This is a genomic window from Bacillus testis, from assembly GCF_001243895.1.
Taxonomy (GTDB): Bacteria; Bacillota; Bacilli; order Bacillales; family DSM-1321; genus Bacillus_AD; species Bacillus_AD testis.
Window position 1 is genome coordinate 451187 of record NZ_LN851186.1, and the last position, 26464, is coordinate 477650.

At 42.8% G+C, this 26464-nt stretch carries 23 protein-coding genes, 1 pseudogene and 1 other annotated feature; of the genes and pseudogenes, 16 read left to right on the forward strand and 8 right to left on the reverse strand.

Features of this window, described 5'->3' with window-relative positions:
- Window positions 1-31: 31 nt before the first annotated feature.
- The 4 genes from BN1765_RS02825 to BN1765_RS02840 are packed head-to-tail and all read left to right on the forward strand — an operon-like array spanning window position 32 to window position 3797.
- Entirely contained in the window at window positions 32-1138 is a 1107-nt protein-coding gene (locus BN1765_RS02825) for an ABC transporter ATP-binding protein (RefSeq protein ID WP_050613750.1), read from the forward strand.
- The gene (locus tag BN1765_RS02830; RefSeq protein ID WP_050613751.1) at window positions 1128-1940 is read left to right on the forward strand and encodes an ABC transporter permease; all 813 of its coding nucleotides are present in this window, start codon (window positions 1128-1130) and stop codon (window positions 1938-1940) included. The genes BN1765_RS02825 and BN1765_RS02830 overlap by 11 nt, the downstream gene beginning before the upstream one ends.
- Complete coding sequence (locus BN1765_RS02835) at window positions 1927-2727, forward strand: ABC transporter permease (RefSeq protein ID WP_050613752.1); 801 nt, start codon at window positions 1927-1929, stop codon at window positions 2725-2727. Before BN1765_RS02830 ends, BN1765_RS02835 begins: the two co-directional genes overlap by 14 nt.
- Window positions 2724-3797, forward strand: a complete 1074-nt coding sequence (locus tag BN1765_RS02840) for an ABC transporter substrate-binding protein (protein ID WP_050613753.1) — start codon at window positions 2724-2726, stop codon at window positions 3795-3797. The genes BN1765_RS02835 and BN1765_RS02840 overlap by 4 nt, the downstream gene beginning before the upstream one ends.
- A 376-nt stretch (window positions 3798-4173) precedes the next feature.
- Here the strand turns inward: BN1765_RS02840 and BN1765_RS02845 are convergent, their stop codons facing one another.
- The 4 genes and pseudogenes from BN1765_RS02845 to nagE all read right to left on the reverse strand — a co-directional run bounded on the left by BN1765_RS02845 (window position 4174) and on the right by nagE (window position 7631).
- Window positions 4174-4935 carry a MerR family transcriptional regulator gene (locus BN1765_RS02845; RefSeq protein ID WP_050613754.1) on the reverse strand — a complete coding sequence of 254 codons (762 nt, stop codon included), beginning with the start codon at window positions 4933-4935 and terminating at the stop codon, window positions 4174-4176.
- 135 nt (window positions 4936-5070) lie between these two features.
- Window positions 5071-5220 (reverse strand): annotated as a pseudogene (locus tag BN1765_RS19920) (PTS sugar transporter); the annotation flags it as partial.
- 131 nt (window positions 5221-5351) lie between these two features.
- A complete protein-coding gene (locus BN1765_RS02850) occupies window positions 5352-6113 on the reverse strand; it encodes a MerR family transcriptional regulator (RefSeq protein ID WP_050613754.1) in 762 nt (253 codons plus the stop codon).
- 135 nt (window positions 6114-6248) lie between these two features.
- Window positions 6249-7631 (reverse strand): N-acetylglucosamine-specific PTS transporter subunit IIBC, encoded by a 1383-nt coding sequence (gene nagE, locus BN1765_RS02855; RefSeq protein WP_050613755.1) that lies wholly within the window; start codon window positions 7629-7631, stop codon window positions 6249-6251.
- 393 nt (window positions 7632-8024) lie between these two features.
- Window positions 8025-8245, forward strand: a binding site (T-box leader).
- 64 nt (window positions 8246-8309) lie between these two features.
- Between nagE and BN1765_RS02860 the strand changes: the two genes are divergently transcribed.
- The gene (locus tag BN1765_RS02860) at window positions 8310-9650 is read left to right on the forward strand and encodes a sodium-dependent transporter (RefSeq protein ID WP_050613756.1); all 1341 of its coding nucleotides are present in this window, start codon (window positions 8310-8312) and stop codon (window positions 9648-9650) included.
- 42 nt (window positions 9651-9692) lie between these two features.
- Here the strand turns inward: BN1765_RS02860 and BN1765_RS02865 are convergent, their stop codons facing one another.
- Window positions 9693-10373 (reverse strand): type 1 glutamine amidotransferase domain-containing protein, encoded by a 681-nt coding sequence (locus BN1765_RS02865; RefSeq protein ID WP_050613757.1) that lies wholly within the window; start codon window positions 10371-10373, stop codon window positions 9693-9695.
- Between the two features lie 348 nt (window positions 10374-10721).
- Between BN1765_RS02865 and BN1765_RS02870 the strand changes: the two genes are divergently transcribed.
- Entirely contained in the window at window positions 10722-11384 is a 663-nt protein-coding gene (locus tag BN1765_RS02870) for a hypothetical protein (RefSeq protein WP_050613758.1), read from the forward strand.
- A 15-nt stretch (window positions 11385-11399) separates the two neighbouring features.
- Window positions 11400-12644 carry an efflux RND transporter periplasmic adaptor subunit gene (locus BN1765_RS02875; RefSeq protein WP_050613759.1) on the forward strand — a complete coding sequence of 415 codons (1245 nt, stop codon included), beginning with the start codon at window positions 11400-11402 and terminating at the stop codon, window positions 12642-12644.
- A gap of 266 nt (window positions 12645-12910) precedes the next feature.
- Here the strand turns inward: BN1765_RS02875 and BN1765_RS02880 are convergent, their stop codons facing one another.
- Window positions 12911-13519 (reverse strand): histidine phosphatase family protein, encoded by a 609-nt coding sequence (locus tag BN1765_RS02880; RefSeq protein ID WP_050613760.1) that lies wholly within the window; start codon window positions 13517-13519, stop codon window positions 12911-12913.
- Window positions 13520-13698: 179 nt separating this feature from the next.
- Here BN1765_RS02880 and BN1765_RS02885 point away from each other — a divergent pair, with 179 nt between their 5' ends.
- From BN1765_RS02885 to BN1765_RS02900, 4 genes are all read left to right on the forward strand, one after another.
- On the forward strand, window positions 13699-14046 hold the full coding sequence (locus tag BN1765_RS02885; RefSeq protein ID WP_050613761.1) for a metal-sensitive transcriptional regulator: 348 nt from the start codon (window positions 13699-13701) through the stop codon (window positions 14044-14046).
- A gap of 13 nt (window positions 14047-14059) precedes the next feature.
- On the forward strand, window positions 14060-14266 hold the full coding sequence (gene copZ / locus BN1765_RS02890) for a copper chaperone CopZ (protein ID WP_050613762.1): 207 nt from the start codon (window positions 14060-14062) through the stop codon (window positions 14264-14266).
- A 129-nt stretch (window positions 14267-14395) separates the two neighbouring features.
- Window positions 14396-16828 carry a heavy metal translocating P-type ATPase gene (locus BN1765_RS02895; protein ID WP_050613763.1) on the forward strand — a complete coding sequence of 811 codons (2433 nt, stop codon included), beginning with the start codon at window positions 14396-14398 and terminating at the stop codon, window positions 16826-16828.
- 345 nt (window positions 16829-17173) lie between these two features.
- Window positions 17174-17935 (forward strand): hypothetical protein, encoded by a 762-nt coding sequence (locus tag BN1765_RS02900; RefSeq protein WP_050613764.1) that lies wholly within the window; start codon window positions 17174-17176, stop codon window positions 17933-17935.
- A 51-nt stretch (window positions 17936-17986) separates the two neighbouring features.
- Here BN1765_RS02900 and BN1765_RS02905 read toward each other — a convergent pair whose 3' ends face one another.
- Window positions 17987-19171 (reverse strand): dicarboxylate/amino acid:cation symporter, encoded by a 1185-nt coding sequence (locus tag BN1765_RS02905; protein WP_050613765.1) that lies wholly within the window; start codon window positions 19169-19171, stop codon window positions 17987-17989.
- Window positions 19172-19454: 283 nt separating this feature from the next.
- Between BN1765_RS02905 and BN1765_RS02910 the strand changes: the two genes are divergently transcribed.
- The 5 genes from BN1765_RS02910 (at window position 19455) to uvsE (ending at window position 25841) form a co-directional block, all read left to right on the forward strand.
- Window positions 19455-20534: a D-alanine--D-alanine ligase gene (locus BN1765_RS02910; RefSeq protein ID WP_390621188.1), complete on the forward strand. Its 1080-nt coding sequence runs from the start codon at window positions 19455-19457 to the stop codon at window positions 20532-20534.
- Window positions 20535-20651: 117 nt separating this feature from the next.
- On the forward strand, window positions 20652-22016 hold the full coding sequence (locus BN1765_RS02915; protein WP_050613767.1) for a UDP-N-acetylmuramoyl-tripeptide--D-alanyl-D-alanine ligase: 1365 nt from the start codon (window positions 20652-20654) through the stop codon (window positions 22014-22016).
- Between the two features lie 268 nt (window positions 22017-22284).
- Window positions 22285-22680: an alpha/beta hydrolase gene (locus BN1765_RS02920; protein ID WP_050613768.1), complete on the forward strand. Its 396-nt coding sequence runs from the start codon at window positions 22285-22287 to the stop codon at window positions 22678-22680.
- Between the two features lie 535 nt (window positions 22681-23215).
- Window positions 23216-24691: a degradosome RNA helicase CshA gene (locus tag BN1765_RS02925; protein WP_050613769.1), complete on the forward strand. Its 1476-nt coding sequence runs from the start codon at window positions 23216-23218 to the stop codon at window positions 24689-24691.
- 178 nt (window positions 24692-24869) lie between these two features.
- Window positions 24870-25841, forward strand: coding sequence for a UV DNA damage repair endonuclease UvsE (uvsE, locus tag BN1765_RS02930; protein WP_050613770.1), 972 nt, complete (start codon window positions 24870-24872; stop codon window positions 25839-25841).
- 3 nt (window positions 25842-25844) lie between these two features.
- Here the strand turns inward: uvsE and BN1765_RS02935 are convergent, their stop codons facing one another.
- Window positions 25845-26435, reverse strand: coding sequence for a rhomboid family intramembrane serine protease (locus BN1765_RS02935; RefSeq protein ID WP_050613771.1), 591 nt, complete (start codon window positions 26433-26435; stop codon window positions 25845-25847).
- Between the last annotated feature and the right edge of the window lie 29 nt (window positions 26436-26464).

The window sequence follows — 26464 nt, forward strand, 5'->3', positions numbered from 1 at the left end:
GACTGGGAAATACCGGGAAAAGGAGACTACAATGACAGAACAAACTATTATTCGGTTTGAAGGGGTCACTAAGCAATATGACGATGATCCTGCCGTACTAAATGAGGTCAGCTTTGAGATTGAAAGAGGAAAATTCTATACATTGCTTGGCCCTTCCGGTTGCGGAAAAACAACAATTCTCCGCCTTATTGCCGGATTCACAAGCCCTTCCAAGGGTAAAATATACTTTAACAATAAATTGATCAACAATGTGCCTGCCAACCAAAGACAAGTGAACACGGTCTTTCAGGACTATGCATTGTTCCCGCATCTGAATGTATTCGAAAATGTTGCATTCGGGCTGCGCATCAAAAAAATGAAAAATGACGCCATCACACAAAAAGTGAAAGAGGCCCTTAAGTTCGTCAACCTTGTGGGCTATGAAAACAGAGAAATCAGCGAAATGTCCGGCGGCCAACGCCAACGTGTGGCAATCGCACGTGCTATCGTCAATGAACCTGAGGTTATCCTGCTTGATGAACCGTTATCTGCATTGGATTTGAAGTTGCGGACAGAAATGCAGTATGAATTGAGAGAGTTGCAGCGCCGTCTGGGCATCACCTTCATCTTTGTAACGCATGACCAAGAAGAAGCGTTGGCTATGAGTGACGAAATTTTTGTTTTGAACAGAGGAAACATCGAACAAAGCGGCACGCCAATCGATATCTATGATGAGCCGATCAACCGTTTTGTTGCCGACTTTATCGGAGAGTCTAACATTGTGCCAGGGAAAATGATAGAAGATTACCTGGTGGAATTTACAGGCAAACAATTTGAATGTGTGGATGCCGGCCTAAAACCGAATGAAGCGGTTGAAATTGTGATACGGCCGGAGGATCTGGAGATTACTTCACCGGAGCAAGGCAAACTGCAAGTGAAGGTGGATACGCAATTATTCCGCGGCGTCCATTATGAAATTTCATGCTATGACAAGGATGGAAATGAGTGGCTTGTCCATTCCACTAAGAAAGCGTTGGTCGGCGAAGAGATAGGGCTATTCTTTGAGCCTGAAGCAATCCACGTAATGCGTCCAGGCGAGACTGAAGAAGAATTCGATGCGCGCCTAGAAGCTTATGAAGAGGCAGAAAATGAAGACTAATCGCCTACTGTATTCCATTCCATATTATGTATGGATTCTTTTATTCGTCATAGCGCCTATTGTTCTTGTTGTGTATTATTCATTCTTTGATATAGAAGGAAGCTTTTCTCTGATTAACTACCAGAAGTTCTTCACGCCCGTTTATTTAAAAATGGTACTGAGTTCGTTTTGGTATGCCTTTTTAATTACGGCTTTTTCTTTGTTAATTGCTTATCCGACGGCTTATCTGCTGACCAAAACCAAGCATAAGCAATTATGGTTATTGCTGATCATACTGCCATCATGGATTAATTTATTATTGAAAGCATATGCATTCATCGGCATTTTCGGAACGTATGGTCCTATCAATTCCTTCTTCGATGTGATTGGAATAGGCTCCAAACAGATTATGTTTACAGACTTCAGTTTTATCTTTGTGTCTGTCTATATTTTCATCCCGTTTATGATTTTGCCGATTTTCAATGCGTTGGAAAAATTGAATCCTTCCTTGCTATCCGCATCGCTGGATTTGGGGGCTTCCAACTGGATCACCTTTAAACGGGTCGTTTTCCCGTTAACGATCGACGGCGTAAAGGCCGGATGCCAAGCCGTATTCATACCGGCGCTATCGCTCTTCATGATTACGAGACTGATTGCCGGCAACCGTGTCATCACACTTGGTACAGCTATTGAACAGCATTTCCTTGTTACACAGGACTGGGGAATGGGTGCCACGATCGCTGTATTCTTAATCATTGTCATGTTTATCATTATGGGCGTGACTGGCAAACGGAAGCGAGGGATGAAACATGAAAAAAAATAGTAAGCTATCTACTATTTATTTGATGGTTGTGTTCTTCATTCTGTATGCGCCGATTTTTTACCTGATGTTTTATTCGTTCAATAGCGCCGGCAATATGACCGGATTTGATGGATTCACATTGGATTGGTATAAAGAAGTGCTTCAGGATACACGCCTATGGATTATCGTATTGAACACATTGGTCATCGCCCTGTTATCAGCCGCAATCGCGACGATTATCGGCGTATTGGGTGCTTTGTCCATCTTATATATGAAAAACAAAAAAACAAAAAACACGATTCTGTCGCTGAATAATGTATTGATTGTCAGCCCGGATGTCATTATTGGGGCATCGTTCCTGATTCTCTTTACGATGATTGGCATTAAATTGGGATTTGTTTCGGTATTGCTATCGCATATCGCCTTTTCTATTCCAATTGTCGTCATCATGGTTCTGCCTAAACTGCAGGAGATGAGCACATCATTGATTGATGCGGCCACTGACCTGGGAGCAAGCAAATTTGATGTATTGTCGAAGGTCATCATCCCTTACATCACTCCTGGGATATTTGCCGGCTTCTTTATGGCATTGACGTACTCTCTGGATGATTTTGCAGTAACGTTCTTTGTAACCGGGAATGGATTCTCCACTCTATCCGTTGAGATCTATTCACTTGCCCGCAGAGGAATCTCTCTACAGATTAATGCACTATCCACATTGATTTTCTTATTCACTGTTGTGCTGGTCATCGGTTACTACTTTATTACTCAACGCAATATCCGCCCGAAAGTGGGGGCTAAGAAATGAAGCAATTAACACGTGTGTTTATTTTAGTTTTTGTCGTGTCTTTCGGCATTTTGTATCTTATCAACCATTTGAATGCTTCTGAAGGATATTCAGGGGATAAAACGGTCACCATCTTCAACTGGGGCGACTATATTGATCCTGCTTTGATCAAAAAGTTCGAAAAAGAATCGGGATACAAGGTCATCTATCAGACATTCGATTCGAATGAAGCGATGATGACAAAAATCGAGCAAGGCGGGACGACTTTCGATATTGCTGTCCCATCGGAATACGCAATATCCAAAATGAAGGATGAAAACTTGCTTATACCGCTCGACCATAGCAAATTACCTAATCTGAAAAACATCGACAGCCGTTTCATGGATTTGCCGTTTGATGAGAAAAATAAATACTCTGTGCCTTATTTCTGGGGAACAGTCGGCATTATCTATAATAAAGAAATGCTGAACGGCAAAGAGATTACGAGCTGGAATGACCTGTGGGACAAAGATTTGAAAAATAAAATCCTATTGGTCGACGGAGCCCGAGAAGTGATCGGCATGGGGCTGAACAGCCTGAACTATTCCTTGAATGACCGCAATAAAGCGCATTTGGTTGAAGCGAAAGAAAAGCTGGATAAAATGACGCCGAATATCAAAGCTATTGTCGGCGATGAAATCAAAATGCTCATTGCCAATGAAGAGGCATCGGTTGGAGTCGTTTGGTCAGGTGATGCTGCTGAAATTATGAGTGAAAATGATAAGTTGGATTACGTAGTTCCAAAAGAAGGATCTAACCTATGGTTTGACAATATGGTCATCCCGAAAACAGCCAAAAATATGGAAGGTGCCTATGCCTTCATGAACTTTATGCTTGATCCAGAAAACGCCGCTATCAATACGGAATATGTGGGTTACTCCACACCGAATAAAGCAGCGTTAAAATACCTGCCGAAAGAAATCTCCAGCGACACAAGATTCTATCCAAACCCGGAATTGACAGACAAACTGGAGGTCTACGAAAACCTCGGCAAAAAAATGCTCGCCTACTACAACGAGCTATTCCTAGAATTCAAAATGCATAGTAAATAGAAAAGCGGAGAACACCCGTTTAGCGGCGTAGGGACTGGAGCCCTTTCTCTTTGAGATAAAGGAAACACGGTGAGGAACGAACCGATGTGTCTAGCTTCACCGGTCACCCCCTCGAGTCATAAGCCCCTCTCTTTCGGAAACGAAACCCATGTTTCCTGTAGAGAGGGTTCTTATGCTTGTCGGGGGTAAGCAGACCGGTTCAGCATTTCATAGTTGACTTATCGTAGAAGAATGAGGTGAAGTTTGCTAGTCCCTGGCCGCTGCAGCTAGATCGAGAAAAGTAGAGGGCACGTTTAGCGAAGTTTGCTAGTCGCTGTGCCCTGGAGCTGGATCGAGAAAAGCGTGTCCCCCGAGGAAGGAGGGGACGCGCTTTTTACTATTTCTTTTCCCAATCACAGTATACAATCATGGCTTCCCGCATAAACGAGGCTAGTCCTGTTGCGTACTGATCAATATTGGCAGTGAAACGCTCATCTTCAACGTAAAGATCGGCAAGCCCTCTGAAGATTTCAAGCGTACAATCATAGTAGTGGTTCGTGATGAATTGGCGCCACTCGGCGATGGCTGTTTGAGCTTGTTTGGAGTTTGGGCCCAGAGGCATTGCGTCTATCAGTCTTTGATAGATTGCAGATGTGGATTGCTGAATGTCATTCCAATCCTCTTTAGAATAGCGGTTTGTTTTATGTTCGGTTTCAGCAATAGCCTCTTTTCCGTATCTTTCAATAGCCTCCTGCCGATATTTTTGTTGGTGCTCTTTCATTTCTTCCATGCTTAATCCCTTGAACAATTCTTTGTCGCTCATGATTCTCACTCCTTGGTCTTTTTCAAGAGTATGATCAATTGTAGCCATCATCGTCTGCAGCCTGGCTATTTTCATTTCGAGGAATGCACGGTGATTCGTTAGTGCCGCCTGTTTATCAAAAGATGGACTGTAGATGATTTGTTTAATTTCCTTCAGAGTGAAGCCGATTTCCCTAAAGAAAAGGATTTGCTGCAGTGTGTCCAGATTGGCTGCGGAATAATAACGGTAACCGGCAGGAGAAATGGCGTCTGGTTTTAGAAGGCCAATTGCATCATAGTGATGCAAGGTTCGTACACTGACGTCGGCAAGCTCCGCTAATTCGCTGATTTTGTACATATATAATCACCTCTTGATTCCATGTTAATCTATGACGCAACGTAAGGGTCAATGGGGTAATAACAAAAAAGCCTGAAACGGGTTGATAGAATCATTTCCCGGTTTCAGGCTTTTGATGTGCGTTGCTGACTTACATTACATTTTTCGCATATGGTCGGCAACAAATTCTACGTCTGTGCCTACGATCACTTGAAGATCTGTTTTATTCAGTTTAATGACACCTTTAGCGCCAATTTTCTTTAATTCAGCTTCATTGACTTTATCCATATCNATGAGGTGAAGTTTGCTAGTCCCTGGCCGCTGCAGCTAGATCGAGAAAAGTAGAGGGCACGTTTAGCGAAGTTTGCTAGTCGCTGTGCCCTGGAGCTGGATCGAGAAAAGCGTGTCCCCCGAGGAAGGAGGGGACGCGCTTTTTACTATTTCTTTTCCCAATCACAGTATACAATCATGGCTTCCCGCATAAACGAGGCTAGTCCTGTTGCGTACTGATCAATATTGGCAGTGAAACGCTCATCTTCAACGTAAAGATCGGCAAGCCCTCTGAAGATTTCAAGCGTACAATCATAGTAGTGGTTCGTGATGAATTGGCGCCACTCGGCGATGGCTGTTTGAGCTTGTTTGGAGTTTGGGCCCAGAGGCATTGCGTCTATCAGTCTTTGATAGATTGCAGATGTGGATTGCTGAATGTCATTCCAATCCTCTTTAGAATAGCGGTTTGTTTTATGTTCGGTTTCAGCAATAGCCTCTTTTCCGTATCTTTCAATAGCCTCCTGCCGATATTTTTGTTGGTGCTCTTTCATTTCTTCCATGCTTAATCCCTTGAACAATTCTTTGTCGCTCATGATTCTCACTCCTTGGTCTTTTTCAAGAGTATGATCAATTGTAGCCATCATCGTCTGCAGCCTGGCTATTTTCATTTCGAGGAATGCACGGTGATTCGTTAGTGCCGCCTGTTTATCAAAAGATGGACTGTAGATGATTTGTTTAATTTCCTTCAGAGTGAAGCCGATTTCCCTAAAGAAAAGGATTTGCTGCAGTGTGTCCAGATTGGCTGCGGAATAATAACGGTAACCGGCAGGAGAAATGGCGTCTGGTTTTAGAAGGCCAATTGCATCATAGTGATGCAAGGTTCGTACACTGACGTCGGCAAGCTCCGCTAATTCGCTGATTTTGTACATATATAATCACCTCTTGATTCCATGTTAATCTATGACGCAACGTAAGGGTCAATGGGGTAATAACAAAAAAGCCTGAAACGGGTTGATAGAATCATTTCCCGGTTTCAGGCTTTTGATGTGCGTTGCTGACTTACATTACATTTTTCGCATATGGTCGGCAACAAATTCTACGTCTGTGCCTACGATCACTTGAAGATCTGTTTTATTCAGTTTAATGACACCTTTAGCGCCAATTTTCTTTAATTCAGCTTCATTGACTTTATCCATATCGTTCACTTTCAGACGAAGCCGAGTTACGCAGTTGTCGATATTGCTGAGATTTTCACGGCCGCCTAGCGCTTCCATGTAACGGGCACTAAGAGCCGCATATTTATCTCCGCTGCCGTTTCCTTCTTGATCCACTTCAATTTCATCCGCTTCATCTTCGCGGCCAGGAGTCTTGATGTTGAATGCTCTAATCAAGAAGTAGAATAGGACGAAGTAGATGACACCGTAAATCAAGCCGACTAACAGTAGAAGCCATGGCTTGGTTGCGATGTTGAAGTTCAATAGAAAGTCAATACCACCGGCACTGAAGGTGAATCCATCCTTGATTCCAAGGAAGGCTGTTAAAGCAAGAGATGTACCTGTAAGGACAGCGTGAAGGCCGTATAAAGCAGGGGCCAAGAACATGAATGAGAATTCAATTGGTTCTGTGATACCTGTAATGAAGGCAGTCAAACCAAGAGAAATCAACATCCCTGCTGTCGCTTTGCGTCTTTCGGGTTTTGCAGTTGCAATCATAGCAAGAGCTGCTGCAGGAAGACCGAACATCATGATTGGGAAGAAACCAGTCATGTAAAGGCCTGCTGTCTTGTCTCCAGCGAAGAAACGGGCGATATCCCCTTTAACGACTTCGCCAGCGGCATTCGTGAATGATCCGAAATCAAACCAGAACAATGTGTTAACAACATGGTGCAATCCGATAGGAATCAATAGACGGTTTACGAAACCAAAGATACCGGCACCGATGGAACCAAGAGAGATGATCCAGTTACCGAATGCATGGATCGCATCCTGGATTGGAGGCCATACATATCCAAAGGCAAAAGCAAGAACAAGCATTGTGACGGAAGTGATGATTGGAACAAAACGTCGACCACTAAAGAATCCGAGATAATCGGGCAGCTTGATATTATGAAAACGGTTATATAACGCACCAGAAACAAGACCGGCGATAATTCCGCCAAGTGCCCCCATATTTATATCCGGATTGATTGCTTGTGTACCGTTTGTTAATACTAAATAACCAACTACCCCGGCAAGGCCAGCGGCACCACTGTTGTCTTTAGCCCAGCCAACGGCAACCCCAATGGCAAAAATAAGTGCTAAGTTTGCAAAGATCGCATTTCCGGATGCCGCTAAGAATGGGATATCCAATAAGTCCTCCTGCCCGAAGCGAAGAATCAAGCCCGCTGCAGGAAGAACTGCGATCGGAAGCATCAATGACTTACCAATACGTTGCAAGAAGCCTAACATAGTATTTCCTCCTCTTTTTGAGATGATTTGGCGGAAATATATAAAGAAATAAAAAGTTCAGAATAGATTTTTTTAAAAAAATATTCATTTCCGCCCTTTTATTATATCAGTATAGATATGGGCACAGACTGACTTTAAATTTAGAAATGTGTCTTTTGTGTGAACGCGTAATTTAGTATATAAATAAAAAAGTGACTTTAAAACGCTTTCAATTATGAAATTTATATTAATTAAGTTCATTTATTATGTGTAGATCATACATTTAATTTAAAGTCAATAGATAGAATCACCCAATAAAGTTGTGTGTGAATAGCCGGCGATTGGTCCTGGTTCGTATATATGCACACTTGACCTTTCACGAAGGCCATACTATAATTCACTTTAATTAATATTGAAAGAGCGAGGAAAAGATCTTATTAAGCCGGTTTCCCTGTTACAAGAGAATCAGTGGTTGGTGCAAACTGATACAAAAGCCTGGCGAATTTCAATCTTGGAGCTTTCTTCATATGGAACTCGGATATGCTATATGAAGCGGTAAGAGCCGTTATTTCTTTTAAGCGGGAGGCATTTGTCTCCAATTAGGGTGGTACCGCGTGATAAGCCACGTCCCTATCAAAGGATAGAGACGTGGCTTTTTTTATTTTTAAAAATCTAGATAAAGACAGGAATGATTACAACATGCAAGAGACTGAACAATGGTCATCGAAAATTGGCTTCATTTTAGCTGCTGCCGGTTCTGCCATTGGAATCGGAGCCATTTGGAAGCTTCCGTATGTAACGGGAATGAGCGGGGGAGGGGCTTTTTTCCTTTTGTTTATTCTATTTTCGTTATTCTTAGGTTTTCCTTTATTGTTAGCGGAATTCATCATCGGAAAGAGCACCCAGAGCGACGCGGTCACCGCCTATCAAAAGATCGCTCCCCATACTGCTTGGCCTTGGGTAGGAAAACTGGGCGTTTTCACCAGTTTTCTATTGTTATCATTTTATAGTGTCATTGGCGGATGGATTATTATCTATTTTGCCAAAGGGATTGTCGGAGATGTTATAGGGAAAGAAGCACATTACGGCCAATTATTCAATGATACAATCAGCAACCCGGGATTGGCTATAATCGCTCAAGGTATCTTTTTGGGCATCACGGTTCTCGTTGTAGCCAAGGGGATTCAAAATGGCATTGAAAAGGCAAGCAAAATCTTAATGCCGGCACTCTTTATCCTATTTTTGGTCCTTATTGTCCGTTCACTTACGCTGGATGGGGCCATGGAAGGCGTCAAGTTCTTCCTGTCTCCAGACTTTACGCATATTAATTCTGAAAGCATTCTTTACGCTTTGGGACAGGCTTTCTTTTCATTAAGCGTAGGTGTTTCTGTTATGGTAACCTACAGTTCATATCTTCCACGGAAATCGAATATCATCCAACCGGCTGTTTCTATTGTGTCTATGAATTTGGTAATCGCTTTGCTGGCCGGATTAGCTATTTTCCCAGCTGTTTTTTCGCTTGGCCTTGAGCCTGCGGAAGGGCCGGGATTATTATTCGTTGTATTGCCGTCTGTTTTTGAACAGATTGTATTCGGTCCTTTCTTCCTTGTATGCTTCCTTGCATTATTCTTATTTGCAACATTGACATCTGCATTTTCAATGTTGGAAATTGTTGTCGCGTCTGTGGTCAAAGGGAATGATGACAAGCGAAAAAAAACGGCTATCATGATTGGGATCATTATCTTTGCGGTAGGCGTTCCGTCAGCATTATCTTATAGTGTACTGGAAGATATGACGATTTTTTCGAAAAGTATTTTTGATGCAGCGGATTATTTGGTGAGCAATATTCTTATGCCTTTGGGTGCGCTGTTGATTTCTATTTTTGTTCCATTGCGCATTAAGAAAAAAGTGCTTCAAACCGAATTGCTGGAGCAATCGAAATTAGGCGCTTCGGTTTTTCATGTATGGTACGCCATTGTGCGTTATATCATACCGCTTGTTATTATTATTGTGTTTTTAGATACAATCGGTGTCTTTTAATGAAAAGGCGCTACATCCATTGGGGTGCAGCGCCTTTTTTTATTATTTAACAGTTGCTTTGCTTTTTAGTTTTTGGATGATTTTTTCGGCAAGAGCAGCACTTGACTGCGGATTTTGTCCCGTGATCAATTTGCCGTCACATTGTACATGGGATTGCCAATTAGGCGTCGCGATGAAATGGGCGCCCAATTCTTTTAATTTACTTTCGAGAAGAAATGGCACCGTTTCGGTTAATCCCATTTCTTTTTCTTCCTCGTTCGTAAACCCGGTTATTTGTTTGCCGGATACAAAGGGAGTGCCGTCTGCATATTTGGCTTGGACAAATGCAGCGGGACCATGGCAAACAGCTGCCACAATTTTATCTTGTTCCACAAAATCCATAAGCAGTTCCGCGACTTCTGTAGTTTCCGGCAGATCCAACATGGCTCCGTGACCTCCTGGAAAGTACAGGGCATCGAAGTGGTCGGCTATCATCCCATTGATGGGCTTAGCCTGCTCCAGTGCCTGGAAGCTATCTTTCCAATCTTCTTTTTGCTGATCAGATATATTTAAACTGGCAGGATCGATCGGTGTAATGCCGCCTTTCGGGCTGACAACTTCCAACTCGTATCCTTCTCGTTTGAATCGTTCATAGGGAATGGCGAATTCTTCAAGATACACACCTGTGGGATGATCGGGAGTAAGGGTAGGATGGCTTGTCACGGCAAATAGAATTTTTTTCATTATATCTCTCCTTTTCTATTAGAAAATAAAGTTAAGATACTAAGGTGGACTTCTTTTTCCTTTTCTTTACTTTCCACTTCTGAAGAATAAATAAACGTTATGAAAGCAAATAGGGACTAATGAAGTAGGAAGAATTTTAGGCAATATATTACTTTTTATGATAATAAAGGATGAAATTCGTCATTTTATTGAAAAAAATAGACTTTTATTTAAACATTGTCATTTATTTGTAAACATTTTTACGTTTATGGTTTAAAATTAGAAACAGGTTCATTTTTATGATTAAAAATGAGAAAAAATGGATAAAGGTACTTGTGCCCTTTTAACTAAATTATTGGAGGATAAAAAATGACCTTCCGGATACAACCATTGAAAGGATTCTTTAGACCGGGGACATATGGCTATCAGTTGCAGGAAGCAGAAGCAGCTAGCGGGTATAAGCGCAATATTATTCTTCTCTTTCTCATCAGCGTCTGTCTATATGCGATTAGCGCGGTCTTTGGGATTGGAACTGAATCAATATCAAAAGAATTGACAGCATTAAATGCAGGAGAATTTGAAGTCAGGAAACAACTTTTCTTTGCGGGCAGATTATTGCTGGGTTTACTGATACCAGCAGTCTATTTATTTGTCAGCGCCCTTTATTTTTGGACTTTTGTTAACATACCATACCAAAAGCTGGTTATTATTCAAATGACAGCTTTTTGCTTATTCCTTCTAGAAAAGCTGATTAACATCCCTATGTTTGTACTTATGCATATCGATGCGGCATCCAACCCATTTTCATTGGGGATTATTGCCCAATACATAACGCATAAAGAGTTGATTATTGCCTTTTTTAGTGAGATTACTATTTTTCAAATAGGGATGATCGGAGTTATTTGTTACTATGTGCTCCGATTGACAGACCGCAGTAAAAAAGAAGTCATTCCTTTTATCGTTGCCTTCTTTGTGGTTTGCTGGATTTTGTCCAGTATGTTTTCTTACATCAAAATCGGCGTCTTTTTTTAAGGAGGAAAGAGCAACATGAAAAATTGGAAAGTTTATCTCATCACTGCTTTAGCCGTCATTTTTGTTGGTTGCAATCTCTTTCTTCTGTTGAAAGAAGACAGCAAGGCGGAACGGACAACCTACCTGGATGATTGGTCTAAAGTGAAGAGTGATGATGTGGAAGAAATCTTCACAACGAAGGGCGTAGTAAAGCCTGAAGAAAAGAATGATATCTATTATGATGAAAAACGCGGGTCTGTCGCTGCCTTTCTAGTGAAGAAAGGGGACCGCATTTCTCGGGGAACGGCGTTATTCACCTATGGATCGGATGCATTAGAAAACCAAAAAAGTGAAAAAGAAGCTGAAATCACTCAAATCAACGATGAAATCAAAAGCATTGACAGCCAAATTGCCGAACTGCAGAAGATGACACCTAAAACACCAAGCGTCCCTGAAATACCTTCTAGCGATGATAAAGATACAAAAGTTCAAGTGAACGTAGACGTATCACCGATTGTGGAAGGCGATGTGGAAAAGGAAATCATCGCTGCCCAATCTGAAAAAGATAAATTATCGGCTAAGCTGGCGAAAAGCCAAGCCGATTTGAACCGGATCACAGACCAGTTAAGCAAGGTGAGCATCAACAGCGAGGTAGAGGGCCAGGTGATTGCGGTCAATAAAAATATGAAAAACCCTATCATCACGATTGCTTCCTCTGCTGTTGGAGCAGAAGGGGAATTGAACGAGAAACAAATTGGTAAAGCCGAAGTTGGCCAAAAGGTCAGACTGTATTCGGAGTTGGATAAAAAAACATATGAAGGCAGCATTAAGGAAATCGTTCATTATCCAAAAAATGAAGTAAAAGTGGACAAGCAATCAAAGTATCCTTTTACCATTGCACTTGATAAGAAAAATGATACCCTGCTGCCCGGATCTAAAGTGAAGTTAACCATCACTGTGGGTGAAGCAAAGGCTGTCCCTGTTGTGGCTCATTCATCCACTTTTAAGGAAAAGAAAAAAACAAAAGTCTATCAAATCACTGGCAAGGGCACCATCGAAGAGAAGAACATTGAACCTGGTTTGCGTTTTGCCGGCAAACAAGAAGTGAAAAGCGGATTGAAGGCTGGTGACTATTTGGTTGCCAACCCATCTGATCTGAAGCAAAATGGCACATCTTTCATCACACCGATTACCACTTCAAAGGTAGATTGGAAAGCATGGAAAGACCTTTCCAAAAAGCAGGTGCTGAAATATGCATCCATGGGCATTTTTGAAAAATAACAAAAAACATCAGCTGCATGCGGCTGATGTTTTTTGTTGTTTAGATGGTGTTTTGCTTTTTGTTTGGGGGCACTGTACTCTAGTTTGTACGTCCCTAAACGGTCGCTTCCGCTTTTCATTGATCCAGCTGCAAGACACCAGCAGCTAGCAGACTTCGCATTTCTTTTCTACGATAAGTCAACATCGGTTCGTACCCTCACCGTGTTTCCTTTATCTCAAAAAGAAATACTCCAGTCTGTACGCTGCTAAACGGTGTCTTTCGCTTTTCATTCAATATGTGTCATGCTTCCTTCGTATTCGATTTTGAAGGTTTGGCCGTTGTAGGTGACTTTGGTTAATGAAGTGTTTCCTGGCGGGTCTTGTTTGAAGACATCGGATATCGGCAGTTGCTTGATATATGCAAATGCCATGCGCAGGAAGATGGAGTGGGCGACGACAAGCACGGTCCCTTCTTTGTTTTCAGATACAATTAGATGAAGGGCTTCCTTTACGCGTTCTAGCAGATCGGTGAAGTTTTCGCCGTTTATTGCTTCGAATAAATGTGGTCTTTCCCAGAAACATTCGAATTCGTTCGGGTACTTTGCGATGATGTCGTTCCGGAAGACGCCGTCCCAGTCGCCGAAGTTCATTTCTCTAAATAAATCGTTTCTCGTGATTGGAATCCCTCTGCCGTTCTCGATCATTTCAGCCGTTAAATAAGCACGTTTGCTAGTGCTGGCATAAATGCGGTCGATCGGGGTATCCTTTAATCGAACCGCCAGTTTTTTTGCATCGGATATGCCTTTTTCGGTCAGTTCGCCGTTTCCCCATCCTTGCATGCGTTGAAGGACATTCCATTCGGTTTGTCCATGTCTTGTTAGATAGATAGTGAGCATGATATGAAAACTCCTTTTGTCAGGGCTATTTAGTTTCTTTAGTCGATTGTACAATATTTTCTGTCAAACTTTAATGGAGGCATCCTTATTAAATGATGGAAATGGGCGGCTTTATTCCTTTATTTTCTTTACATAGGGTAGGAGGGTATGGTACATTCTGTATGCAGGGAGGGAAATAGATGAGCTTAGAAGAAAGCAATTCCTTGTTGGAAGACAACAATGCTTCTTGTTGCTTTGAGCATCCGGAAAGATCGAGCCACCACAGTGATAAGGTGAAGAAAAATCTAATTACACGCCTAAATAGGGTGGAAGGGCAAATCCGGGGCATCAAAGGAATGATTGAAAAGGATGTTTATTGTGATGATATCATCACTCAGCTTGCAGCGACTCAATCTGCCCTAAACTCTGTGGCTAAACTCCTCCTGGAAGGGCATATGAAGAGCTGCGTACTGGAGCGCATTCAGCAAGGGGATACAGAAGTGATTGATGAAGTGCTTGTTACCATACAAAAATTAATGAAAAAATAAGGGGGCACATAACATGGAAAAAACAACTCTTGCCGTTAAAGGGATGTCTTGTGGTCATTGTGTAAAAGCGGTTGAAGGCAGCGTCGGAGAATTAAATGGCGTGAAGAATGTCGCTGTTCATCTTAAAGAAGGAAAAGTGGACGTAGAATTTGATCCTACAGTAGTCTCTTTGGCAGACATCAAGGAAACAATCGATGATCAAGGGTACGACGTAGAATAAAACGGCAAAGCATACGGATACGACATTGCTTTCTGGATAAAGAAAACCGAAGGGGCAGTCAAACGGTAAAAGGGCTGTCCCTTTAATCGCATGCGAATATACCCTACATGGGTATGGAGGGTGAGCGTAATGAATGAAAATGAAAAGAAACAAACAAAGGAAACCACTTTTGCCATTACCGGGATGAAATGTGCCGCCTGTTCGACCCGCATAGAAAAGGGCCTTAATAAAATGGAGGGCGTTGACCGGGCGAATGTCAATTTAGCATTGGAAAAAACAACAATTGCTTGTGATCCCGCTAAAGTGAAACCAAATGACATTCAATCAAAAATAGAAAAACTGGGATATGGCGTTGCTATGGACCAGGCTGAGTTCAATATAAATGGGATGACATGCGCAGCTTGTTCAAATCGGATCGAAAAAGGATTGAATAAGATGGAAGGCGTGTCTTCGGCAACAGTTAATCTGGCGTTGGAAACAGCAACAGTCACCTATAATCCGGCTGTCTTAACTCCGAATGATGTGATCGCCAAAATAGAGAAACTTGGTTACGGGGCGCAACGAAAAGATGAGGCCCGAGAAGAGGAGGGGGACCACCGCCAAAAGGCGATAATCAGGCAGCAATGGAAATTCATCATTTCTGCTATCCTGGCCTTGCCGCTTCTCTGGACCATGGTCGGGCATTTTTCATTCACATCATGGATTTTTGTGCCTGATTTTTTGATGAATCCTTGGTTTCAATTCGCAATAGCTACGCCGATCCAATTCGTAATCGGCGGCCAATTTTATATAGGCGCTTATAAAGCTCTGCGGAATAAAAGCGCCAACATGGATGTGTTGGTTGCACTAGGTACGTCGGCCGCTTATTTCTATAGTCTTTATCAAACAATAAACTCAATCGGCAAACATGCACATGGACTGAATTTGTATTATGAAACAAGTGCCGTGCTGATTACGCTGATTCTGTTGGGCAAACTATTAGAGGCCAAAGCGAAAGGGCGTTCCTCTGAAGCAATTAAGAAGTTAATGGGACTACAGGCAAAGACAGCAGTTATCGAGCGTGATGGCCAAGAGCTAGAGGTGCCTATTGAAGAAGTGGCCAGCGGAGACATCGTGTTTGTGAAGCCAGGTGAGAAGGTGCCGGTCGATGGATTGATTCTTGAAGGGCGTTCAGCATTGGATGAATCCATGATTACGGGGGAAAGTGTACCAGTCGATAAAAGTGCGGGAGAAGCTGTCATAGGGTCGACTATCAATAAAAATGGTTTTCTTAAGATAAAAGCTACCAACGTCGGGAGCCATACTGCCCTTGCCCAGATTATTAAGGTAGTGGAACAGGCGCAGGGCTCCAAAGCACCTATCCAGCGCATGGCCGATAAAATATCGGGAATATTCGTGCCGATAGTCGTTTCCATTGCAGTGATTACATTCTTAGTTTGGTATGTGGCAGTTGATCCAGGAAACTTCGCTGAGGCGCTTGAAAATATGATAGCTGTTCTTGTCATAGCCTGTCCTTGTGCATTGGGTTTGGCGACCCCGACTTCCATTATGGCCGGTTCGGGCCGGGCGGCGGAGTATGGCATTCTATTCAAAGGCGGGGAACATCTGGAACAAACCCATAAAATCGATACCGTCTTGCTTGATAAGACGGGAACAGTCACGAACGGAAAGCCTGTGCTTACGGACATCATTGCTTCAGCAGAATGGGAGGAGGCAGCGTTGCTGCAACTAGTAGCAAGTGCAGAAAAAAGCTCTGAACATCCATTAGCCGAAGCAATTGTGAAAGGTTCCCAGGATAAGGGGATGTCTCTTTGGAAAACGCAATCATTTGATGCTGTTCCCGGTTACGGCATTGAAGCAAGGGTTGAAGGCCGTGATGTATTGATCGGCACCCGAAAATTGATGGATAAATATAAGATCAAGATGGAAGCAAATGTCTTGCAGGCTATGAGTAATCTTGAGGAGCAAGGCAAGACGGCTATGCTTGCTGCTGTAGACGGCCGATTTGCGGGCATTGTAGCAGTGGCAGATACCATCAAAGATTCTTCCAGAAAGGCGATTGAGCGTCTTCATGCTATGGGCATCGAGGTGGCGATGATTACCGGAGACAACCAGCGGACAGCTTCGGCAATCGGTGAAGAAGCAGGCATTGGCCATATCATTGCCGAGGTCCTGCCTGAGCAAAAAGCAGAAGAAGTGAAAAAACTGCAAGCCGAAGGCAAACATGTTGCGATGGTCGGGGACGGCATAAATGACGCACCTGCCTTGGCTATGGCTGACATTGGCATGGCTATTGGGACAGGGACGGATGTTGCAATGGAAGCGGCAGATATTACGTTGATGCGCGGCGATCTAAATGCGATTGCTGATGCGATCGCCATGAGTAAATATACGGTGCGGAATATTAAGCAGAACTTGTTCTGGGCACTTGGGTATAATACACTTGGGATTCCGGTTGCAGCGTTAGGGTTGCTGGCTCCTTGGGTGGCTGGTGCGGCAATGGCGTTCAGCTCTGTCAGCGTGGTATTGAATGCATTGCGTCTGCAAAAAGTGAAATTATGAGGGGCGTCCTTTCCCATTAGGGGAAGGGCGTTTTTGTTCGTGGATGAAGGAGATATCGATATTTAATCAAACGTTTGATTAGTTGAAGTACCACTGATCTGTAGGATTTCCTGTTTGGATGCCATCCTTCTCTATTGGGGTGACTATATGCCTAGAGGCAGTAATTATCTGATTTTTTCTGCTGGCTCCTTTAGTTTGCCCTTGTTTTTTGGTATACTCGAGAAAGGTTTAAGATGCCGTAATAAAGGGTAAATATTTGTTACTTTCTTTAGTGATTGTAACGCGTTAATTTTTCAAAAAATAAAGACATCTGATGGGCGGTTATGTTCTGGGAGGCTTACATAAATGAGTAATAAAGAATTAGTATATATACATCTTCATGCTTCAGAACGTTTTGTTATTTCGAGCGGGATTACCTTTGAAGATTTTTATTTGTCGTTGGAAAAGCCTCTGCAGAACATTCTCTTGCTTAAACATCATTATAAAGATGCGCAATATAATATGGATACGATGCTGGAATATGTCTATCAGGAAGATGTCGGAGATCTTGTTAAGCATCATGGCGATGAAAGCGGCGATTTTTGCTGGATTGATTTTGAAGAGGAATCGGCTTTATCCGAATTGGAAGGGCAACAATTGGCTGAACTTCTTTACTTAGGACATTGTAAACAGCATTTGCGCCCGCCTTTTTATCGCTTGCTCAATAACAACTTTGTCTATCTTTCGAATGATGACGGCCTCTGGAACAAAGTCTATTACCGTTCTCTCTATGATTTTTACTTTATGGTTGGAAGGCTTATTCCCGAGAAGATAGCAACGCTTAAAGTAGAAAAAACATGGTTGGGGCTGCGTAAAAAAGCGGATTACCCGCCGGTTTCCATCGATATTCTGGAACGGCTGTCTTCTTTGATGGCCGAGGGGCTGATGATTTCATTTGAACGGATCAGCCAAACCCGAAATCGTTTGGAAATCCCTTTGTGGCTGATTGGAGACTGCTCGGATATGGAAGAAGCAGAGGATATATACAAAGAACAACGGGTCGTGGAACCTGATGCAAAAATCATCTTTGCGAAAAAGACGAGAGAATGGGCGCTTGTCCTACAATAATGGAAAAAAGGCAGGAATATGAGCTCCTGCCTTTTTTCTGTCCGTACATGACTATGCTGCTTTTTTGTTGATTTTGCTTTCTGAAATGGAGGAGATCCGGTTTGTCAGCACAGAAATGGCCCCGTCTCCTGTCACGTTGCATGCTGTACCGAAGCAGTCCTGGGCAAGGTACAAAGCGATCATGAGCGAAAGCATGGTATCCGTGAATCCAAGCATCGTTTCCAGCAAACCAAGCGCCGCCATAACTGCCCCGCCCGGTACCCCGGGAGCTGCAATCATCGTAATGCCGAGCATCAAGATGAAAGGGAAGAGGGTGGCCAGGCCGGTTGTTTGCCCCTGCATCATCATAACTGCCATGGCGCAGCTGACCAAGGTAATGGTGCTTCCTGATAAGTGGATGGTCGCCAATAATGGGACCGTGAACCCCGCTACTTTGTCCTTAACGCCCAAACGTTTCGCTTGTTCCAATGTAACCGGGATGGAAGAAGCGGAGGACTGGGTGCCTAAAGCTGCAAAGTAGGCAGGCAGCATTTGTTTCATCATCTTGAATGGATTGCGTTTAATGGTCATGCCGGCAATGCTGTACTGAATCGTCAGCACGACAATGTGTAAAGCGATAATCATGAGAAAGACTTTCGCGAATACACTCATGATCGCTGCAATTTGCCCTCCTTGAGTCATATTGGCAAATATACCAAGGATATGGATGGGTAATAGAGGGATAATGATTGTGCTGATTACTTTTTCTACAATCTCTTTGAAATCTTCCATCATTGATTGTAGCGTGCACCCTTTAATGGCAGCCATTCCTAATCCAAGCGTAAAAGCGAGCAAAAGGGCTGTCATGACACCCATAACTGGTGCCATTTCCACTTGGAAGAAGGGTTCTAATAAGGCATCTTCCGGATTAGAGACGCTCTGCATGTTGCTGGATTTCAGGATAGTAGGGAAAAGAAGGGTAGCTGAACCAAATGCCAGCAAACCAGCAACGATAGTGGATGAATAAGCTAACCCTGTGGTGATCCCGAGCATTTTTCCTGCGCCTTTGCCCATTGAACCAATTCCCGGGGCTATAAAGCCGATGATAATTAATGGAATGGCAAATCCTAAAAAACTGCCGAATAGACTATTGAACGTTGCAAATATACGGATTAGCCATTGAGGGGCGATTAATCCGATTCCGATCCCGCATGCAATAGCAAGAAGTATTCTGGGAAGTAAGCCGAATTTTTTCATAGTGTCCTCCTATAAAAAACAATTGTTCTTCTAGTAAGGATTATACAAATAATTTGTTGCAGTGTTAAGGGATTATGAAAAAATAATATAATTTAGAATAATTAAAATATTAAAATCCAAGGGATTCTTCATGTACATAATCTTCATCTAGGCATAAAATAATAATCGTAAATAAATGAAGCGTAATAATGATTTACAATGGAAGCTAATGATTCCATACTTAAATAGTTGATATAAGATACACTTCATAAGCAGAGGAAACAATGGAGGTAGTAAGATGAAAATGAAATTGGGTTTGCTTTATGGCGGAAAATCAGCCGAGCATAAAGTATCATTGCAAACTGCGCTTGCAGTGACTAAAGCGTTGGATTTTACGAAATTTGATATATATCCTGTCTATATCACTACAGAAGGCAACTGGATTGCAGGTAAACAATTAACGGCACCAGCGGAAAATGTTGAGGCACTTGCCCTTGACTCTTCTGAAGGTTCAACGGCGGGTTCTTTAAGCACTCAGGCTTTTTCGGTACAGGCAGCTGGACAAAGCAAAGAATTTGATGTCATTTTCCCATTGCTTCACGGTCCTAACGGGGAAGATGGGACGGTTCAGGGGATGCTTGAATTGATGAATCTTCCATATGTAGGGAATGGCGTACTTGCCTCCTCAGCAGGAATGGATAAAGTCGTCATGAAAAATATCTTTGCCCAGGCAGGACTTCCACAAGTCAAATATGTATGGTTTACAAGAAAGCAATGGGAAAAGAACGAAGAACTAGCTTATAGTGAAGTGGAAGGCAAAATAGGCTATCCTTGTTTCGTCAAGCCAGCCAATTTAGGTTCAAGCGTAGGCATCAATAAATGTACCACTAAGGAAGAATTAAAAGCTGCCTTTAAGGAAGCTTTCGAATATGACCGCCGAATCATTATCGAGGAAGGCGTGACAGCCCGCGAAATAGAAATAGGCGTCTTGGGCAATGAAGATCCGAAATGTTCTGTAGCAGGTGAAATCATTCCAAAAGATGTCGCTTTCTATGACTATAAGGCCAAATATGAAGATGGCAACACCGGTCTGGTCATCCCAGCCGATATCCCGCAAGATAAGTATGAAGAGCTGAAACAGTTGGCAGTGACGGCTTTTGAATCGTTGGATTGCGCAGGGTTGGTACGTGCTGACTTCTTCTTAACAAAAGAAGGCCAATTCTATATCAATGAAGTAAATACGATGCCGGGATTCACCCCGTTCAGCATGTTCCCGTTGTTATGGAAGCATACTGGCCTGGAATATCCGCAATTGATCGAAAAGCTAGTTAAGCTGGCGCTTGACCGTTACGAAGAAAAACAGCAAATCAAACATAGCTTCTAACTTTTTTTATCGAAATATAGCAATATAATTGGGAATGAGGTAGGGGCGATGCGCCTCTTCCTCATTTTCTCTATCGGCTGCAGCACTTAAGTCGATCATATGAGAAGGAGGATTATTATGATTAAGCGAACATTGAAGCAAATAGCAGAAATGCTGGACGTGGAATGCCCGAGATTTCAAGATACAGAAATCCATGGTGTAACAATCGATTCAAGGAAAGCTGGAGAAGGTCAATTATTTGTTCCATTCGCAGGGGAGCATACAGATGGACATATCCATGTGGAACAAGCCATTGCGGACGGTGCAGGGGCTGCTCTTTGGAAAAAGGATAGACCGAACCCGCCTGAACATCTTCCTATTTTGCTCGTAGAAGATCCTCTGGAAGCATTACAGAAACTGGCGGAAAGCTATCTGCAACAAACAAATGCCAAGGTAGTCGGAATAACAGGAAGCAATGGAAAGACAACCACTAAGGATATGACTGCTTCCTTATTGGCGCAAAAATACAAAGTCCATAAGACAGCAGGAAACTATAATAATCATTTAGGGCTTCCGCTGACGATTCTTGACATGGAAGAAGATACAGAAATCGCTGTGCTTGAGATGGGTATGAGCAGCAAAGGGGAAATCGAATTGCTTTCCCGGCTAGCTAAGCCTAGTGTTGCAATCATCACCAATATCGGAGAATCCCATTTGTTGGACCTTGGGTCAAGGGAAGCAATTGCTGAAGCCAAGATGGAAATCACAACCGGCCTTCGGGAAGATGGTGTACTCATCTATCATGGGGATGAACCATTGCTGCATGATAAATTGGCTGATAGCAAATGGAATGTCTTGTCATTCGGCCGTTCCGACCAAAATGACATCTATCCGCTTAAGATTGACGCGGCGACAGACCATACTGTTTTTACGTCCAACTTATATCCGGAGCCGATGACCCTTCCTATTCTTGGCAACCATAATGTATTGAATGCTTTGGCGGCAATCATGGCTGCCCGCCAATTCGGCATTGAACCGGATGAGGTGAAAAAAGGGCTTGCAGATTTAAAAGTCACCAACATGCGTATGGAAATGGTTGAAGGAAAACAGGGAGAGAAAATCATAAATGATGCTTATAACGCAAGCCCTACAGCGATGAGGGCTGCGATTGACTTGGTATGCGCCTTAAAAGGCTTCAAGCATAAGATTCTTGTTCTCGGAGACATGTTGGAGCTTGGGCCGGAAGAAGTACAATTCCATAAAATGATTGGTGAATCGATTCAACATGAAGCAATCGACCAATTGTTTACATATGGCGAGTTGGGAGCTTATATTGCAGAGGGGGCAACCGATAACCTGGGCAGTGAAAATGTATTCATCTTTCAGGACAAGGAAGCGCTCATTGAAGAATTAAAGAAACATGTTTCGGCCAATGATTTGGTGCTGGTAAAAGCATCAAGAGGCATGAAGCTGGAAGATGTCGTTTTGGCATTAAAGGCATAAGGGAGAGAACGAACAGATGGGGGAGAATCTGTTCGTTCTTTTTATTTTGGATCGTTCATAAACTGGTTTTTATCCGTGTGTATTGAGGTAGTGTGAGGTTATCCTGTGGATAAAGTGAAACTTTAATCGGTGGGGGTATTTGTCCTCCACCGATTATTAGTTGAACCAATCGGATTCTTACTGGTGCTTAATCTCCCGCTTACACTACTTCGTCTTTACTCTCGCATTGAAGTGGGAGACTTAGCGACAGTTAGAATGGAACAGATTAGTGTTACTGATCGCTTCTGCCAAAGTCCTTAATCCGAAACAAATGACCGCTGATCTTCTGGGGGTTATAAAAGACTGCTTTCTTGGCAAGAGTAAAGATAATGAATTGTATCAGACTTATAAACCGAAACTTACATCCACGCCATTAAGTGCCTACAAGGAATTCTTTTTATTGATCGCCGCCAATTCGTCAGTATATAAGCAGGTCCATATTCCTGTTTTTATCGCACAGGGTATGAGGGATGGCATGGTTCCTTGGAAAACGGCAAATTATTTGCATAGAGAAATACCCGCAGCCCCAAAAAAACTTTATCTCATCGGGAAAAGCAAGCATATGATTTGTTATACCGATGGAAACCAAGAACTGTTTCAATCTATTCAGGAATTCCTCGAATAAGCCCATTTTCCCTGTCTTATAAGGAAAAAATACTGTTTGATGTTTTAGCGCGTTAAAAAGATGGGAACGCGGCTTTATTGCATTCATACGCAAGAAGTGTTATTATTTTCTTCGAGACAACATATGTTAAAAGTAGTATAATAACTATTTACGATGATTAGTCGACTAAAGTGATTATTGTCTGATAAAGGTTCAAACTTTACCTGTATTTTGAGAAAATTTTAGGCCAATTTTGGTTTTATTTGATAAGTTAAGCTCTCTTAACTTTTTTAAATGTGTTTTTATAAGAGCAGAAACCAGCATAATCTATGTCTAATTTTTCACCCCACACGCTTTTAAACATAAGTCCTTTCTCTAATGGAAATAATGAATTTCTCAATGGGGAACGTCTTATGCTGTGCAGATTCATGCCATTAACAATCCAGAGTACTCTGTGAATGCGTGTCTCCTTTGTCTGTTCACCAGATGAAGGACGGTGAGACGATTTTTCTTGAGATATATAAGTTATTTCTCGATAAAAAGGAGTTAGGAAAAATTGACTTTGTTTAGTGAATTAGGACTGCAACAGTCCACAATGCGTTCAATAGAAAGAATGGGATTTGAAGAGGCTACTCCAATCCAGGCACAAACGATTCCGGTAGCGCTTGAAGGAAAAGACATTATCGGGCAAGCTCAGACTGGTACTGGTAAAACGACTGCTTTCGGTATCCCGTTGATGGAAAAAATCGATACGAAATCAGAGTTTGTTCAGGGGATCGTTATTGCTCCGACTCGTGAGTTAGCCATTCAGGTTTCTGAAGAATTATACAAATTGGGTTACGGCAAACGTGTTAATGTACTTGCTGTATTCGGTGGACAAGATATCGACCGCCAAATCCGTGCACTTAAGAAAAAGCCCCATATCATTGTAGGTACTCCGGGCCGACTTCTTGACCACATCAACCGTAAAACGCTTAAATTGGGCAATGTTGAGACAGTCGTATTGGATGAAGCGGATGAAATGTTGAACATGGGATTCATTGAAGACATCGAGTCGATCCTTTCAAATGTTCCAGAAGATCACCAAACCCTTCTTTTCTCAGCTACAATGCCTGATCCAATCCGTAAAATCGCTGAGCGTTTCATGGAAAACCCTCATTTGGTTAGAGTAAAAGCGAAAGAAATGACAGTGGACCGTATTCAACAATTCTATGTGGAATTGAAAGAAAGCGAAAAGTTCGATGCGCTTACACGTTTGCTTGATATTCAAACTCCGGAGCTTGCTATCGTTTTCGGCCGGACAAAACGCCGTGTCGATGAGCTTTCTACTGCATTAAACCTGCGCGGTTACACAGCGGAAGGAATCCACGGAGACCTAAGCCAAGCAAAACGTCTTTCTGTTTTGAAGAAATTTAAGGAAGGCAGCATCGACGTTCTTGTAGCGACAGACGTGGCTGCGCGTGGACTTGATATTTCAGGTGTTACCCATGTTTATAACTTCGATATTCCACAAGATCCGGAAAGCTATGTACACCGTATCGGACGTACAGGCCGTGCAGGTAAAACAGGTGTCGCTGTTTCATTTGTGACATACAGAGAAAGATCTCAACTGTATGTAATCGAAAGAACAACCAAAAAACGTATGGAACGCATCAAAACGCCGACCATTACAGAAGCAATAGAAGGCCAACAAAAAGCAGTTGCTGAGAAAATCATCAATACCATCGAGAACGAAGATCTATCCATGTATTTATCAGCTGCTGAGGAATTGCTTGAAAAATACGATTCCAAAGATCTTGTTGCAACTGTATTGAAATTGATGACAAAAGAGCCAGATTCTACACCGGTTAAACTGACTGGTGAAGCACCTGCGTTCAGCAAGAAAGACCGAGGCCGCAACGGCGGAGGCAAGCAACGCAATGGCCGTGCTTATAACCGTAAAGACCAAGGATACAATAAACGCCGCAATAACGATCGCAGCCGCAATGGCGGAGACCGTCGCGGAGGCGGAAAAAGAGAGCATTCTAACTAATAGTCGCTCATTCCGCTAAATAAATGAAAGCCTGGATGAATTCCTTTCATCCAGGCTTTTTTTATTGCATTCTATGGGCGTTAAAACGCCCACTTTTAGTAGGATTGGTTCAATTTTATATTATCGCTATAAAAATAATGGCCTCCGAGAAGACTAAGAAGAAAAAGGAGCCAGAAGAATGACGCTTTTTCGATTAGGATACGTGGCAATGAGCAAGCATGTGAAAAATGCCTCTCCGAGCAAGACGATGTCGTTTGCCCAATTCTCGAAAATCGCCGATCGGGAGGCTGCAATTGCGAAGCTCGAACGGATTGCCCAAATGAATTTGCATAATTGCCTGCGTTTATTAAGGCATAATGCCGCCCACAACATTGCTTTTTTTCGTCTCAGTTCAAAATTAATCCCGCTTGCCAACCATCCATCTCTTAAAGATTGGGCTTATATGGAACCGCTCCGGGAAGCGTTGAAAGAGATTAAATGCTTTTTGATGGAGCACCCAAATGTGAGAGTGGATTTCCATCCGGATCATTTTGTACTGTTGAATTCAACGGATACATCTATTTTCAAAAATTCCATCCAGACGCTCGGCATGCATTATCAGTTGCTTAAAGGAATGGGGATAGATCCTGCCCATCGATGTGTTCTGCATGTTGGCGGAGGATATGATGATAAGGAACAGGCATTGGAACAATTCGTACACAATTGGGGATTGGTTCCGCCTCGGATTCAAAAAATGGTGATTTTGGAGAATGACGATAAAGTCTTTAACGTCCGAGATACACTTTATCTTTGCGAGAAGCTAGGCATCCCTTTTGTCTTTGACTACCATCATTATCTGGTTAATCATACGAAAGAGGAAAGCATTCAGGAGGAATGGCCGCGCATTGCGGCTACGTGGGGACAATCGGAGTTGCCGGTGAAAGTACATATATCCAGCCCGAAAAGCGAAGCGGACTGCCGGGCCCATGCGGAGTTGATCGACCTTGAAATGTTTTGGGACTTTGTTGGATTAGTTAAAGGGACAGTAGCCCAGATCGACGTCATGATTGAAGCGAAAGGAAAAGATGAGGCTCTCTTTCAACTGGTGAGGGATCTAAAAGCGCATAAGCAAGCAGAGTGGATCAATGATTCTTCGTTTATCCCGTTCTAACGTTCAACTTCCCGGCGTTTTTGGCAAAGCCCAAAAACAGCACATCCCTACAGCAAATCCGCTGATATGGGCGACGATATTTGTGTTCGGTTGTATAAAAGTCATTACAAAAGCAACGCAGGCCAACACCTTGATTAACGTGCTGTCCTGTTTCGACATAAGATCAGGCTGCGAGATGACAATCAACATATAAAAGCCTATCAGCCCGAAGATGGCGCCGCTCGCCCCCAAATGCGCATAATGTGCGGGCAAGAGCAGAAAGCTTGCCAGATTTGCCCCCAGCCCGCAGCCAATGTAAAAAAGGATAAAGCGAAGCCTCCCCATCATTGTTTCGGCTGCAGGTGCCAGAATCAGCAATGACATGGTATTGAACATAAAATGGGGGAATGTGCTGTGAAGAAAAGTGGGTGTAATCAGCCTCCAATACTGCCCTTCATGGATATGCAGATTCGTGCCCATCAACAAATCCAGCATGCTGTTGCCTGCGACCGGAAGCTGAGTGCCGACGTACAAAATGATTTGTATGCAGCCGATGATGCATGTAATAGGGTAAAGTGAGACGAACAAATTGACATTTTCTTTTCTAGCAAACATAGCTGCACCTCCTAATCGGTGAGAAAGTA

What these genes read in the sequence shown, in the direction of transcription:
- BN1765_RS02825 (WP_050613750.1), top strand. Translation starts at nt 32, where the DNA reads ATGACAGAACAAACTATTATTCGGTTTGAAGGGGTCACTAAGCAATAT.
- BN1765_RS02830 (WP_050613751.1), top strand. Translation starts at nt 1,128, where the DNA reads ATGAAGACTAATCGCCTACTGTATTCCATTCCATATTATGTATGGATT.
- BN1765_RS02835 (WP_050613752.1), top strand. Translation starts at nt 1,927, where the DNA reads ATGAAAAAAAATAGTAAGCTATCTACTATTTATTTGATGGTTGTGTTC.
- BN1765_RS02840 (WP_050613753.1), top strand. Translation starts at nt 2,724, where the DNA reads ATGAAGCAATTAACACGTGTGTTTATTTTAGTTTTTGTCGTGTCTTTC.
- BN1765_RS02845 (WP_050613754.1), bottom strand. Translation starts at nt 4,935, where the DNA reads ATGTACAAAATCAGCGAATTAGCGGAGCTTGCCGACGTCAGTGTACGA.
- BN1765_RS02850 (WP_050613754.1), bottom strand. Translation starts at nt 6,113, where the DNA reads ATGTACAAAATCAGCGAATTAGCGGAGCTTGCCGACGTCAGTGTACGA.
- nagE (WP_050613755.1), bottom strand. Translation starts at nt 7,631, where the DNA reads ATGTTAGGCTTCTTGCAACGTATTGGTAAGTCATTGATGCTTCCGATC.
- BN1765_RS02860 (WP_050613756.1), top strand. Translation starts at nt 8,310, where the DNA reads ATGCAAGAGACTGAACAATGGTCATCGAAAATTGGCTTCATTTTAGCT.
- BN1765_RS02865 (WP_050613757.1), bottom strand. Translation starts at nt 10,373, where the DNA reads ATGAAAAAAATTCTATTTGCCGTGACAAGCCATCCTACCCTTACTCCC.
- BN1765_RS02870 (WP_050613758.1), top strand. Translation starts at nt 10,722, where the DNA reads ATGACCTTCCGGATACAACCATTGAAAGGATTCTTTAGACCGGGGACA.
- BN1765_RS02875 (WP_050613759.1), top strand. Translation starts at nt 11,400, where the DNA reads ATGAAAAATTGGAAAGTTTATCTCATCACTGCTTTAGCCGTCATTTTT.
- BN1765_RS02880 (WP_050613760.1), bottom strand. Translation starts at nt 13,519, where the DNA reads ATGCTCACTATCTATCTAACAAGACATGGACAAACCGAATGGAATGTC.
- BN1765_RS02885 (WP_050613761.1), top strand. Translation starts at nt 13,699, where the DNA reads ATGAGCTTAGAAGAAAGCAATTCCTTGTTGGAAGACAACAATGCTTCT.
- copZ (WP_050613762.1), top strand. Translation starts at nt 14,060, where the DNA reads ATGGAAAAAACAACTCTTGCCGTTAAAGGGATGTCTTGTGGTCATTGT.
- BN1765_RS02895 (WP_050613763.1), top strand. Translation starts at nt 14,396, where the DNA reads ATGAATGAAAATGAAAAGAAACAAACAAAGGAAACCACTTTTGCCATT.
- BN1765_RS02900 (WP_050613764.1), top strand. Translation starts at nt 17,174, where the DNA reads ATGAGTAATAAAGAATTAGTATATATACATCTTCATGCTTCAGAACGT.
- BN1765_RS02905 (WP_050613765.1), bottom strand. Translation starts at nt 19,171, where the DNA reads ATGAAAAAATTCGGCTTACTTCCCAGAATACTTCTTGCTATTGCATGC.
- BN1765_RS02910 (WP_390621188.1), top strand. Translation starts at nt 19,455, where the DNA reads ATGAAATTGGGTTTGCTTTATGGCGGAAAATCAGCCGAGCATAAAGTA.
- BN1765_RS02915 (WP_050613767.1), top strand. Translation starts at nt 20,652, where the DNA reads ATGATTAAGCGAACATTGAAGCAAATAGCAGAAATGCTGGACGTGGAA.
- uvsE (WP_050613770.1), top strand. Translation starts at nt 24,870, where the DNA reads ATGACGCTTTTTCGATTAGGATACGTGGCAATGAGCAAGCATGTGAAA.
- BN1765_RS02935 (WP_050613771.1), bottom strand. Translation starts at nt 26,435, where the DNA reads ATGTTTGCTAGAAAAGAAAATGTCAATTTGTTCGTCTCACTTTACCCT.